Below are 12,515 nucleotides of genomic sequence, written 5' to 3'. Positions count from 1 at the left end.
GCTTGGCGGATTGGGCGGCCTGCTCGGTGGTTTGCTCGGCGGTGGCGCGGGAGGTGGCCTGGGCGGCGCGTTAGGCGGCGGTGGCACGCAAAGTCGTTCTGGCGGCGGCACCAATTACGCGGCGCTCGCCTCGCTGGGGATGATGGCGTACCAGGCCTATCAAGCCTGGCAACGCAGTCAGGCCAGCGCGGCGCCGCAACAGATGCCGCAAACCGCCAACCTGCTCGCCGGCCCCGAAGTCGAAGAACACAGCCACGCCGTCCTGCGTGCCCTGATCGCTGCAGCCAAGGCGGACGGGCGCATCGATGAGGCCGAAAAACACCTGATCAGCAGCGAGATCGGCAAACACACCGAGGATCCGCAATTGCAGCAATGGCTCGATGCTGAAGTCGCCAAGCCGCTGGACCCCGCCGAGGTCGCACAGTCTGCCCAAGGCGATCCCGCCGTCGCCGCCGAAATGTACCTGGCCAGCGTGATGCTGGTGGACGACCAGCAAGACGCCGAACGCAGCTACCTCGACGAACTGGCGGCCGCGTTGCAGATCGATCCGGATCTGCAGGTGCATCTGGAGCAGCAGGCCAAAGGGCAGGCATAAACCGAAAAAGATCGCAGCCAGCGGCGCGTATACAGGAAGCGCTGCCGCTGGCACATATGGCCGTCCGTCCGGGCAATTTTCACGTCGATTGAATTTTTCGCAGGCGCTGCGCCTCTCTGCTGTAGAGGCGTACGAAACAGCGTCCTGCCATTCGACCGAGATTACTGCCATGACTGTCCTGACTCGCCTGCAATCCGCGCCGGCCCTACCCAAAGCGATCAATCCCTCCGGGAATGTCCGGGGCATGTATGAAAGTCTGCTGCGCGAGGATGATTCGAGGGCGCGGGCGCATTCATTTTTGCATGAACAGCTGCAGCTCGCCGCCGCATTGCCCGAAGAACTGCCGCAGGATCCCTCCACCTGGCACGAATGGGTCGCTGCGCATTGCGCCGATGTTGCCCGCCAATATGCCGACTATTTGCAACAGCGCAAGGCCGGTGGGCCACGGCAATTTTTCGCCAGCAAGGCGCAGGCGTTGTATTTCCTGCAAGCCGTTGCACCGACCAAACTGGTGGATGGCGCGTGGTTGTATGGCTTGCTGCAACACTGGCGGGATCCACGCTTCAGCGGCTTGCTGTGCACTTATCTGGAAGAGCTGGGCGAAGGCAATCCGGCGCAAAATCATGTGGTGATCTACCGCAAACTGCTGGCCGAGCATGACCTCGATCACGCCAGCCCGATCCCCGATGAACGTTATCTGCAAGGCGCATTGCAGTTGGCGCTCGGCGCTTGTGGCGATGAAATGTTGCCGGAGGTGATCGGCTACAACCTCGGTTACGAACAACTGCCATTGCACCTGCTGATCAGCAGTTACGAACTGACTGAACTGGGCATTGATCCGTACTATTTCACCCTCCACGTCACCATCGATAACGCCAGCACCGGGCATGCACAGAAAGCCGTGCAAGCGGTGCTCGACCTGCTGCCGCTGGAAGCCGATCGCGCCGATTTTCTACGGCGGGTATCGCAGGGTTATCGACTCAATGATTTGGGGCAGGGCAGTCGCGCAATCATCGAGGGTTTTGACTTGGAGCGCGAGTTGCTGGCAATGCTTGAACGCAAATGCCCGTTCGCCCAGCACATGCACTCGGACTACTGCCGTTTCGAAGGTAAAACCGTCAATCAGTGGCTGGCCGAGCCCGAGCATTTGCCCGGTTTCCTGCAGGCCCTGCAAAACAAAGGCTGGATCAAACGCCACGAGGACCCTCAGGCGAGTCGCTTCTGGCAGTTGATCGATGGCGACGGCGCGGCGATGTTCGGCGTGTTCAGCGCCTACGAAAAACAATTGGTGCATGACTGGATTGCCGGCAATTGGCAGCCCGCGAAGAAACCCGCTGCGCTGCGGCGTCACGCTGCGACGAACGCACCGATCGAAGTGCCGGAGCAGGACCCCGACGTGCAAATCCTCAACGCCGCTTTGCAAGGCCAGGACACGCACGCACAAATGGCCACGCTTATCCCGTGGCTCGCCCCAGCAAGACACGCGCATCCAGCCGGCCTGCTCGCTATCCGCCGGTTCATCGAACTCAAATCTCGTTTGCCTTAAGGAAATCCTCAATGAGTCAGGAAGAACAGCTGTCCACCCATGATCTTGCGCTGTTGCAGTTAGGCCGGCGCCTGCAGGCTGACGGCTACCGGTTTATCACCCCGACGCCGCTGACCCATCAGCGGGTCAACGAGCGCGATGAAGGCCAGTTCGCCGACTCCTTGCGCGATGTGTTCGGCTGGTCGCGTCCCTTCGAGCCGGGCCTGTTATCGGCCGATGAACAACGCCAATTGGAAGATGCTCAAGTCATCGATTCGTACGAAGGCCATCTGAAGAGTCGGGTGCGCTGGTCGAGCCTGGACGATTTGCTGTTCGTGCATTCGGCGTTTCCCACTGAAGCCGCTGACTCGGTGTTTTTTGGCCCGGACACCTACCGGTTTGCACAACTGATCCACGCCCATTTGCAGCAGAATTTCGCGCCCATCCATCGTGCCGTGGACATCGGCTGTGGCGCGGGCGTCGGCGCGATTCTGATTGGCCGCGCGCGCCGCGAAGCGCAAGTGTTGGCGTTGGACATCAATCCTGCCGCGCTGCGCCTGACCACGATCAACGCCGCATTGGCAGAAGTCGCCAACGTTGAAGTCCAACACAGTGACCTGCTGCAAGCCGTTGAAGGCGAGTTCGACCTGATTGTCGCCAACCCGCCGTACATGGCTGATCCGGCCGCACGGGCATACCGGCATGGCGGCGGAACACTCGGCGCCGGATTGTCGTTGCGCATTGTCGAGCAGGCGCTCAATCGGCTCGCGCCAGGTGGTTCGCTGTTGCTCTATACCGGCGTGGCGATGGTCGATGGCCGCGATCCTTTTCTCGATACCGTGCTGCCCCGTCTGGATGAGCAACGCTTCGGCTGGACCTATCGGGAAATCGATCCTGATGTGTTCGGCGAAGAATTGGTCAACCCCGGTTATCAGAGGGTCGACCGAATTGCCGTGGTCGCATTGACTGTGACCCGTATAGGCTGAAGCAAGGCAGGTGCGCGATGAGCAGAAACCTCGAAGACTACAACCGCATGCGCGATTTTTCGGCGACCTCCGAACCGGCTGCCGTCAAACGTGCCGGCAAGAAAAAAGCGGCCGATTCCGCCTTGCAGTTCTGCATCCAGAAACACGACGCCTCGCACCTGCATTACGACTTTCGCCTGGAACTCGATGGCGCGCTGAAGAGTTGGGCGGTGCCGAAAGGGCCATCGCTCGACCCCAAGGTCAAGCGTCTGGCCGTGCATGTCGAAGACCATCCGCTTGATTACGCGACCTTCGAAGGCAGCATCCCCGAAGGCCATTACGGTGCTGGTGATGTGATTGTCTGGGATCGCGGCGTGTGGATTCCGTTGGAAGACCCGCAAAAGGCCTACGCCAAAGGCAAGCTCAAGTTCGAACTGCAGGGCGAGAAGCTTGGCGGAATCTGGAACCTGGTACGCACGCACATGCCGGGCAAAAAGGAGAACTGGTTCCTGATCAAGCATCAGGACAACGCCGCCCGTCCGCAGGACGATTACGATGTCTTGGTCGCGGAACCGGACAGCGTGCTCAGTGAGCGCACGCTGGTCGATAAACCCAAGCTTGCCGCCAAGCAGGTCAAACCGCTGGACAAACCTGCTGCCAAGCCACGCAAAAAAGCTTCGGGCACGCTCACTGGCGCGCACAAGGCAAAAATCCCCGCTCAGCTCAAACCGGAATTGGCGACGCTGGTCGACAGTGCGCCCGAAGGTGAATGGAGCTTCGAGATCAAGTTCGACGGCTACCGGATCATGGCTCGCATCGATCATGACCAGGTGCAACTGTTCACCCGCAATGGCCATGACTGGACGCACAAACTGCCGCAACAGGCCGAAGCGTTGGCCGCGCTGGGGCTTGAATCCGCCTGGCTCGACGGCGAAATGGTGGTCGCCAACGAACATGGCGTGCCGGACTTTCAGGCCCTGCAAAATGCGTTCGAGGTCGGGCGCAGTGGCAACATTCTCTATTACCTGTTTGATCTGCCGTATCTCAACGGCGTTGACCTGCGCGAGGTGCCAGTGGAAGAGCGCCGCGCCGCACTGGCGACGATTCTCGGCGCGCAGAAAAATCCGTTGTTGCGCTACTCCGAGGCGTTCGACGAAACCCCGGATGCGCTGCTCAACAGCGCCTGTCAGATGCAGATGGAAGGCTTGATCGGCAAACGCCTCGGCTCCCCGTATGTGTCACGGCGCAGCGGCGACTGGATCAAGCTCAAGTGCAAACATCGGCAGGAATTCGTGGTCGTCGGCTACACCGAGCCGAAAGGCTCGCGCAGTGCGTTCGGCGCTTTGCTGTTGGGCCTGCATGATCGTGACAGCGGCGAATTGCGCTACGCCGGCAAAGTCGGCACCGGCTTCAACGAAGCGACGTTGAAAAGCATCCTCGCGAAGTTGAAACCGTTGCAGGTGAAGAAAGCAGCCGTGGTCAATCCGCCCAGTGGCTTCGACGCCAAAGGCGTGCACTGGTTGAAACCCAAGCTGTTGGCCGAAGTGGCGTTCGCCGAAATGACCAAGGACGGCTCGGTGCGCCATGCCGTGTTCCATGGGTTGCGCGATGACAAACCGGCCAAGGACATCACTGAGGAGCGAGCGAAACCCGTGAAGACTTCAGCGCCGAAATCCGCTGCAAAGAAATCGCCGAAAAAAGCCGCAGCGAGCAACGCTGAAGCGGCGCCGTCACAGCTCGGACTGGCCGACGGCAAAGTGCGCATCACCCACCCGGATCGGGTCATTGATGCCGTCAGTGGCACCACCAAAATGCAACTGGCCGAGTATTACGCCAATGTTGCCGAATGGATTCTGCCGCAGCTCAAGGATCGTCCGGTCGCATTGGTGCGTGCGCCGGATGGCATTGCCGGCGAATTGTTCTTTCAGAAGAATGCCGAGCGCCTGGCAATCCCCGGCATCACGACACTGGACAAAGATCTCACCGGCCAACCGGTGATGCTAATCAACAACGCCGAAGCGCTGATCGGCGCGGTGCAGATGAGCACCGTCGAACTGCACACCTGGAACGCCACCACCGTCGATCTGGACAAGCCTGATCGCTTCGTTCTCGACCTCGACCCGGATCCGGCGTTGCCTTGGAAAAGCATGGTCGAAGCCACCGCGCTGACCCTCACGGTGCTCGATGAACTGGGGCTCAAAGCATTTCTCAAAACCAGCGGCGGCAAGGGCATTCACCTGGTGGTGCCGCTGACCCGCAAGCACGGTTGGGATGAGGTGAAAGACTTCAGTCACGCGATTGTCAGCCACATGGCCAAGCTGTTGCCGGATCGTTTCTCGGCGGTGTCCGGGCCGAAGAATCGTGTCGGCAAGATCTTCATCGACTACCTGCGCAATGGCTTGGGCGCTACCACGATTTGCACTTACTCGGCGCGTACACGCGAAGGCTTGCCGGTGTCGGTGCCGGTGTTCCGTGAGGAGGTGGCCGAGATCAAGGGCGGCAATCAGTGGAATGTGCACAACGTGCATGAGCGCTTGGCGGAAGTCGGCGACGAGCCGTGGGCCGACATGAAGAAAACCCGCCAGAGCATCACGGCTGAGATGCGCAAACGGGTCGGTATGAAAAAGTGATCAGGTGTCGCGCAACAAGTCGTGGGCGTTGAGCAGTTCGAAGGCAATTTGCTGGTTGTTTTCCAGACCTCGGCGAATCGCCGCCGGAATCGCCGCCCGGGTCTTGCGGCACAGGCCCGGTAACTCATCGATTTGAATGGCGATGCCGCGCATCGTGCGCACTTCGTTGAAACCGGGAGCGACGTCCACGCGAATGCCCAGTTGCTCGAACATGCGCTGTTGCAGGTGCTTGAGGTCGTCAAGATCCTTGAGTATTTCCAGGCGCGCGAGCAGGCGTTTTTCCTCTTCGCGGGTCAGTCGCAGGATGCGCAGATCCGCGCCGGGCGTCTCCAGCAACGGATCGCGCCCGCAAATGCAGGCGCCGGGCGGGCAGGGGGAGCGCAACGGCGCAGAAGTCGTCATGGCCTCCATCATAGAGGCCGTGGGACTGTTTTGCCTATCAGCCTTCAGCGGCCGTCCATCGGCTGCCAAATCCGTGAGCGCTACTGATTCAGGCCTTCGTAATGCACCAGAATCGCGTTGGCGAGATCTTCGTCGCTGGCGTTGATGCCAGGGTTGTCCTGACGCACCTGTTGCAATCCCGATTCAAGATAAACCCCACGAATGGCCCCGCCACTGGCGACAAATGCAGACAAGTCGTCACGGGCCGGAATCACCATTTTGTGATCCTTGAAGGTCGAGTACAGCGACGCGGAGACACCCGCCGAGGTGGCGACATCGCCCGCGTCAACGCGGGCCAGCGCCGAACCGACCGGCAGGCATAAGAGTAAAGAAGAAACGAGCACTAACTTGCGCATGACGGTGTTCCTCCACAGGCGCGAAGCAAAAGGGAAGTACTACATAATGTGAGAGGGGCGTGGAAGGCGGGAGTTCCGTGTCGCGTTGATGAGACAGACGCAGGCAACCTCGTGGCGGGTTGCCTTGCGTCTTGAAGCGAATGTCCTCAAATCACCCCGCATGCCATGCGGTCACCGCCACCGCCCAGCGGTTTGGGCATGTCGGAGTGGTTGTCGCCACCGGCGTGGATCATCAGGGCATGGCCTTTGATCTCGGAGATTTTCTTCAGGCGCGGCGCGAGCACCGGATAGTTGGCGACACCGTCAGCCGTCACGTACACCGCCGGCAAATCGCCGAGGTGGCCATCGGCGTAGGGGCCGAGGTGCTTGCCGGTCTTTTGCGGATCGAAATGCCCGCCAGCGGCTAGGGCCGCACCTTTCACACCATCCTTCATGCCCGCTTCGCAACTGCCGTTTTCGTGGACGTGGAAACCATGGATGCCGGCCGGCAGGGATTTCAGATCCGGCGTGAACAACAAGCCATACGGCGTCTCACTGACGGTGACCGAACCGATCGCCTGCGGCGCGCCGTCGGCGCTAACCAGATTGATTGCGACTTTCTCGGTCGCTGCCTGAGCGGAGCCGATGGCGAAGGTGCCGAGCAAACCCAACCAGAGTGCGCGTTTCATAGGCGTTTCCTTTTTGCTGCTGCAAGTGTGTTCAGAGCGACGGACTCAAGGCTGACGACATTGACTGACGATGAAGGCATTGGCCGTGTGCGTTGAAAATTCAGACTTGCGGCGCATTGGGAAAGTTTTATCGCCGTTGCTGCCGCCGCTGACAACTGCCGAAACGTTGTTGCGCAGCGGACTCGGGCAAACAGGCTTAACTGAAGCACTGACAGGCGTTTACAAGCGCCGACAAGGAGAAAAACCTACTGGCGATCAGGCTGGAATCGAGTGTTGCTGATTGTAAATCGAGCTTCGTGGAGGCGGGCTGGCCCACGCATGAGCCAGCCTATTCAAAGCCTGTTCAAGGGAATTGCAATCCAATCAGAACTTGAACGCCTGCCGCCCCACCAACAGCCACTTGCCATCCTGCTTCTGCCAGATCTGGAAATTCTCGATCTCGGTCGGTATCACTTCAGTCCCCTTCAGCGCCTGCGCGGAAAAGTGGTGACGCACCAGCGCGGTGTCGCCGGACAAGGTGATGGTCTGCTTCTGCATTTCGAGTGTCTTGAAGGCGCTCTTGCCGGTTTCGATGTCGGCGATGAACTCTTTCTTGTCCTGAATCTTGCCGCTGGAGTGGCCATAAGTCAGGTTGGGCGCGGTGAGTGCATTCAGTTCGGCGATGTCTTTGTGCAGCATCGCCTGAGTGAGATGGTCGACTGCTTGGGCGACATCTTTTTCTGCCGGAGCAGGGGCGGCCAGGGTGTAACCGCTGAAGGCGCAGAGAAAACCGATAAGAAGGCGGGTGTTGTTCATTGAAGGTGTTTCCTTGTTGTTATAGGTGGATGGCTGATTGATTCAAAATGTGAATTCGTCAGTCATCGTACAACGTAGCAGATTCTTAATGGATTGGGCAGCGACTGCGGGCTCGGGATTAACCCCATAAACAGGCTGCAACGCTGAAAGGCTTCAGTCAGAGCCCTCGGCGGTTCATGTTCGGCGATTGACGGCCGATAAGTCCCTGAGCGGAAAAAGACTCTCAAGTCGGGAACAGACGCGCGGGTTTGCCCTGACGTGATATTCTGCGCGCCAACTTGGTTTGACCTAATTCAGTTTGTTTGCCTTCGGGCGAGCTGACGGAATCCCTGTCGCTCAAGTAGCTGAAGCCAATAATGATAAAAAGTCAGTTCAGAAGGGACATTAACTGAGGTCGATGCAACCTGTCGGCCTTGTGTGCCCACCCGTCAAAATTGAAGTGTGCCGGAATCTGCGACGCTAGCCTGAGCGTCACCAAAGCGGATCGCATACCGATAAAAGAGGCGGGCGGAAGGCGTTTTATCATAGGTGCTACAGATGTTTAAGAAAGTGAACACAGCCCTGCTGGGTCTGGCTTTGGCGATGGGGATGACGTCCGCCAATGCTGACGAAGCAAAGAAAGTCGACGTCCTGCTGATCGGCGGCGGCATCATGAGCACCACCCTGGGTGTGTGGATCAATGAGCTGGAGCCAAGCTGGTCGATGGAAATGGTCGAGCGCCTCGATGGCGTCGCCCTTGAAAGCTCGAACGGCTGGAACAATGCCGGTACCGGTCACTCGGCTCTGGCTGAGCTGAACTACACCCCGGAAGATGACAAAGGCAACGTCACGATCCCGAAAGCCGTCGAGATCAACGAAGCGTTCCAGGTCTCGCGTCAGTTCTGGGCCTGGCAGGTTCAGCAAGGCGTTCTGAAGAACCCTCGCTCGTTCATCAATACCACTCCGCACATGAGCTTCGTGTGGGGCGATGACAACATCAAGTTCCTGAAAAAGCGCTACGAAGCCCTGCAAGCGAGCCCGCTGTTCGCCGGCATGCAGTACTCCGAAGACCCGGCTGTGATCAAGAAGTGGGTTCCGCTGATGATGGAAGGGCGTGACCCGAACCAGAAAATCGCGGCCACCTGGAGCCCGCTGGGTACTGACATGAACTTCGGCGAAATCACCCGCCAGTTCGCTGCCCATCTGCAGACCAAGCCTAACTTCGATCTGAAACTGTCGAGCGAAGTGCAGGGCATCACCAAGAATGCCGATGGCACTTGGCGCGTCAGCTACAAAAACCTGAAAGACGGCACCAAAACCGAAACCGACGCCAAGTTCGTGTTCATCGGCGCGGGCGGCGGTGCACTGCATCTGCTGCAGAAGTCGGGCATTCCAGAAGCCAAGGAATACGCTGGCTTCCCGGTAGGCGGCTCGTTCCTGGTGACCGATAACCCGACCATCGCTGAACAGCATCTGGCCAAGGCTTACGGTAAAGCTTCGGTTGGCGCACCACCGATGTCCGTTCCGCACCTGGACACCCGTGTTCTGGACGGCAAGCGCGTCATCCTGTTTGGCCCATTCGCGACCTTCAGCACCAAGTTCCTCAAAGAAGGCTCGTACCTGGACCTGCTGACCAGCACCACCACCCACAACATCTGGCCTATGACCAAGGTCGGCATCAAGGAATACCCGCTGGTCGAGTACCTTGCAGGCCAACTGATGCTGTCGGATGAAGACCGCATGAACGCGCTGAAGGAATACTTCCCGAACGCCAAAGCCGAAGACTGGCGCCTGTGGCAAGCTGGCCAACGCGTGCAAATCATCAAGCGTGATGAAGCCGCTGGCGGCGTGCTGAAACTGGGCACCGAAATCGTGGCTGCACAAGACGGCTCCATCGCCGGCCTGCTGGGCGCATCGCCAGGCGCGTCGACCGCTGCACCGATCATGCTGAGCGTGCTGCAGAAAGTCTTCAAAGACAAAGTGGCTAGCCCGGAATGGCAAACCAAGCTGCACCAGATCGTGCCAAGCTACGGCACTCAGCTGAACAGCGATCCAGCCAAAGTGGCTGCAGAGTGGGCTTACACCGCCAAAATCCTCGAACTGCCGACACCACCAGTGATCGGTCAGGTTGCTGCTCCGGCCGCACCTGCAGCTGAAAAAGCTGAAGCGCCGAAGGAAAACGCTGCACGTGACATGGCTCTGTAACTAGATCCCTGACACACAAAACCCACTGAACCGGCGACGGTCAGTGGGTTTTTTATGCGCTACCCCCTGTAGGAGCTGCCGAAGGCTGCGATCCTTTGATTTTGTTTTCAAGATCAAAAGATCGCAGCCTTCGGCAGCTCCTACAGGTCCATTCAGGCTTTGGCGGAGGCCAGATAAGCACCAAGTCTGCGTCCCATCTCTTCGCCCAGCGCCTGCAATCCGCTCAGCGGCCGCACCATCACTTCAAACTCGACAATCTTGCCGTGCTCGTCAAAGCGAATCATGTCGATGCCCTTGAGTTCTTTCGAAGCGACTTTGGCGCTGAATTCCAGAATCACATTCAAGCCGTCGGCCGTGGCCAGTTCGCGGTGGTATTTGAAGTCCTCAAACACCTCGAACACAGTGTTGAGGATCATCGACACCACCGGTGCGCCGGGGTAGGGCGTGTGGGCCATTGGCGAGCGGAACTCGGCTTGTGGGGCGAGCAGTTCGGGCAGAGCGCTCAGGTCACCGGTACGGATCATTTCGTGCCAACGATTCAGTGACGGGGCGACGTTGGGCTGCAGGTTCAGATCGGACATGTTTCACTCCTGAGTTTTTGTTGTTCTTCTCGCGACGATCAAGACTCTAGATCAACCTCGCATAATTGAAACCCTTCAGTGTGTCGCTGAATATCCAAACATCGCGGAAGCAGATCAGATGCCCATCTGATCCGTATTTTTCTGTTCAATCTGCCTCTGTAACCGGCGCAGCCATCGGCTCAGAATAGCTCCGCAGTACGGTGATTCGCGGCAGTCCTTCATTCCGAAGCGCCCCGTGCACCGCAAGCTCAGCATTGAGGAGAGCTAGATGAACAAGATGGCGATTTTTCTGGGTGGGTTTCTGACGCTGACCATTCTGATCGGCTTGCTCGCGACGATTTCTCCGGTCTGATCACCCGAGCGCATCCGCCGAAGGCCAGCCACTGACTCGCGCCGCCGGCCCACCGGCGGGATCTGCCGGGTAAACAATCAGCGACTGGCCCGTGCTGGTTTCGGCGATGAGCTGGCTCGCCGGGCCGAACATCGCGGCGCGCTCTTGCGCTGTGCAGGTCGGCAGGTAAACCCGCAAGACACGGGGGTCATAAAAACGGAACACCAGCAGGTTGCCATCCGGGTCGGTGACTCGTAGCAACGTGCGAAAGTGGCTGCGCAATTCGTCCAGCGAAACCTGCGCAGGTGCGACGACGAAACTGCCCCAACTTTGCCCCCAGCCTTCTTCGAACAGTCGCCATGTGTAGGGCTGCTGCGGGTCGAGGTGCAGCAGATAGGGGGCTGCCGCTGACAGGCTCGGCGCCAGTTCACCGGCGTACAGGCAGGAAAACTCCGCGTTGCTGTTACGCACCAACGACTCGATACGGGTATCACGAGCACCATCGAGCAAGGCGTAAACCTTGGGCGCACCCGGGCGCGAGCCGTGGGGCCAGAACTCGCTGTTCAACCATTCGTTGAGGCTGGGTCGAAACTGGCTCATCGGTTACAGATCTCGCAAAAGGGCACGCCGGTCTTGGCGGCAGCGACCAGTGTTTTTGCTTGCAGGTTCTGTTGGATGAGTCGGGTTTCTGCGCTGGTTGGTGCGGCGGCAGACGCCGGCGTGGCGAGCGGTGCCGCGGTTGTTGGCGTATTGATCGGTGCCGCGCTGAGGGTTTTGCCGGCCGCGTCGGCGTCGGCAGGCGTCAAGGCAATCGGCAGCTTGATCGCGATGCCGGTGCCGGATCCTGGGGAACCGCCGGAGTTGGTCTTCACCTGAGCACCGCTGATGGTCACTCCGCCGGCATCGACTTTTACAAAACTGCCGCCAGCCTTGGCGGTGAGTTCCATACCACCTTCGACCACGACTTTGCTGCCGGCGTAGTAGTGGATTTCCTGGCCTGTTTCGACAAAGTACGCGGTGCCGACTTTCACATGGCGAGTGCTGCCAACCGTGAGGTGATCATCGGCACGCACTTCGGTTTTGCGATCCAGATGGGTAATCCGGTGTTCCTCAACCTTGAATTCGCTCAGCGTATTGGCTTCAACGGTGTCATGCCGTTCATTGCCGACACGAATCTTTTGGTCGTGCTCGATGTTCTCGTCCCAATCGCGCTGGGCGTGGAGGTAGATCTGTTCGACGCCTTTCTTGTCTTCGATGCGGAATTCGTTGTAACCCTTGCCGCCCGGTGAGCTGAGGGTCTTGAAGGTGCTGCGGGTTTTGTTCGCCGGCAGGTCGTAGGGGACGACGTTTTCCTTGTGGTACAGGCATCCGGTGACCAGCGGCTGGTCGGGATCGCCTTCGAGGAAAGTGACCAGCACTTCCATGCCGATCCGCGGGATGGCGA

General features: G+C 59.2%; 11 protein-coding genes and 1 pseudogene. 5 read left to right on the top strand and 7 right to left on the bottom strand.

The window, feature by feature from the left end; all coding sequences use genetic code 11:
• The 4 genes from EJA71_RS09060 to ligD form a co-directional block, all read left to right on the top strand.
• Nucleotides 1–595 (top strand): tellurite resistance TerB family protein (locus EJA71_RS09060; RefSeq protein ID WP_158956099.1); only part of this gene is annotated, 595 nt, incomplete at its 5' end.
• 169 nt (nucleotides 596–764) lie between these two features.
• Nucleotides 765–2,141, top strand: coding sequence for an iron-containing redox enzyme family protein (locus EJA71_RS09055; protein ID WP_158956097.1), 1,377 nt, complete (start codon nucleotides 765–767; stop codon nucleotides 2,139–2,141).
• Between the two features lie 11 nt (nucleotides 2,142–2,152).
• A complete protein-coding gene (locus tag EJA71_RS09050) occupies nucleotides 2,153–3,106 on the top strand; it encodes a class I SAM-dependent methyltransferase (protein WP_158956095.1) in 954 nt (317 codons plus the stop codon).
• Nucleotides 3,107–3,123: 17 nt separating this feature from the next.
• Nucleotides 3,124–5,715: a DNA ligase D gene (gene ligD, locus EJA71_RS09045; RefSeq protein ID WP_158956093.1), complete on the top strand. Its 2,592-nt coding sequence runs from the start codon at nucleotides 3,124–3,126 to the stop codon at nucleotides 5,713–5,715.
• On the opposite strand, the gene EJA71_RS09040 is transcribed toward ligD, so the two are convergent.
• From EJA71_RS09040 to EJA71_RS09025, 4 genes are all read right to left on the bottom strand, one after another.
• The gene (locus tag EJA71_RS09040) at nucleotides 5,716–6,117 is read right to left on the bottom strand and encodes a hypothetical protein (RefSeq protein ID WP_178113672.1); all 402 of its coding nucleotides are present in this window, start codon (nucleotides 6,115–6,117) and stop codon (nucleotides 5,716–5,718) included.
• An 80-nt stretch (nucleotides 6,118–6,197) separates the two neighbouring features.
• Nucleotides 6,198–6,512, bottom strand: a complete 315-nt coding sequence (locus EJA71_RS09035) for a DUF2388 domain-containing protein (RefSeq protein WP_158956089.1) — start codon at nucleotides 6,510–6,512, stop codon at nucleotides 6,198–6,200.
• A gap of 146 nt (nucleotides 6,513–6,658) precedes the next feature.
• Nucleotides 6,659–7,180 carry a superoxide dismutase family protein gene (gene sodC / locus EJA71_RS09030; protein WP_158956088.1) on the bottom strand — a complete coding sequence of 174 codons (522 nt, stop codon included), beginning with the start codon at nucleotides 7,178–7,180 and terminating at the stop codon, nucleotides 6,659–6,661.
• A gap of 363 nt (nucleotides 7,181–7,543) precedes the next feature.
• Complete coding sequence (locus EJA71_RS09025; protein WP_158956087.1) at nucleotides 7,544–7,975, bottom strand: nuclear transport factor 2 family protein; 432 nt, start codon at nucleotides 7,973–7,975, stop codon at nucleotides 7,544–7,546.
• A 537-nt stretch (nucleotides 7,976–8,512) separates the two neighbouring features.
• On the opposite strand from EJA71_RS09025, the gene mqo reads away from it, so the two are divergent.
• Nucleotides 8,513–10,159, top strand: coding sequence for a malate dehydrogenase (quinone) (mqo, locus tag EJA71_RS09020; protein ID WP_158956086.1), 1,647 nt, complete (start codon nucleotides 8,513–8,515; stop codon nucleotides 10,157–10,159).
• Between the two features lie 152 nt (nucleotides 10,160–10,311).
• On the opposite strand, the gene EJA71_RS09015 is transcribed toward mqo, so the two are convergent.
• The 3 genes and pseudogenes from EJA71_RS09015 to EJA71_RS09005 all read right to left on the bottom strand — a co-directional run.
• On the bottom strand, nucleotides 10,312–10,740 hold the full coding sequence (locus tag EJA71_RS09015) for a nuclear transport factor 2 family protein (RefSeq protein ID WP_158956085.1): 429 nt from the start codon (nucleotides 10,738–10,740) through the stop codon (nucleotides 10,312–10,314).
• A 352-nt stretch (nucleotides 10,741–11,092) separates the two neighbouring features.
• Nucleotides 11,093–11,671, bottom strand: coding sequence for a DUF4123 domain-containing protein (locus tag EJA71_RS09010; protein WP_158956084.1), 579 nt, complete (start codon nucleotides 11,669–11,671; stop codon nucleotides 11,093–11,095).
• Nucleotides 11,668–12,515, bottom strand: a pseudogene (locus tag EJA71_RS09005) (hypothetical protein); the annotation flags it as partial. The gene EJA71_RS09010 and the pseudogene EJA71_RS09005, both read right to left, overlap by 4 nt.

It is taken from the genome of Pseudomonas sp. PB106, assembly GCF_009764645.1.
In the GTDB taxonomy this organism is placed as follows: Bacteria; Pseudomonadota; Gammaproteobacteria; order Pseudomonadales; family Pseudomonadaceae; genus Aquipseudomonas.
The sequence above is the reverse complement of the archived record's forward strand: the minus strand, read 5'-3'. Positions and strand labels throughout refer to the sequence as shown.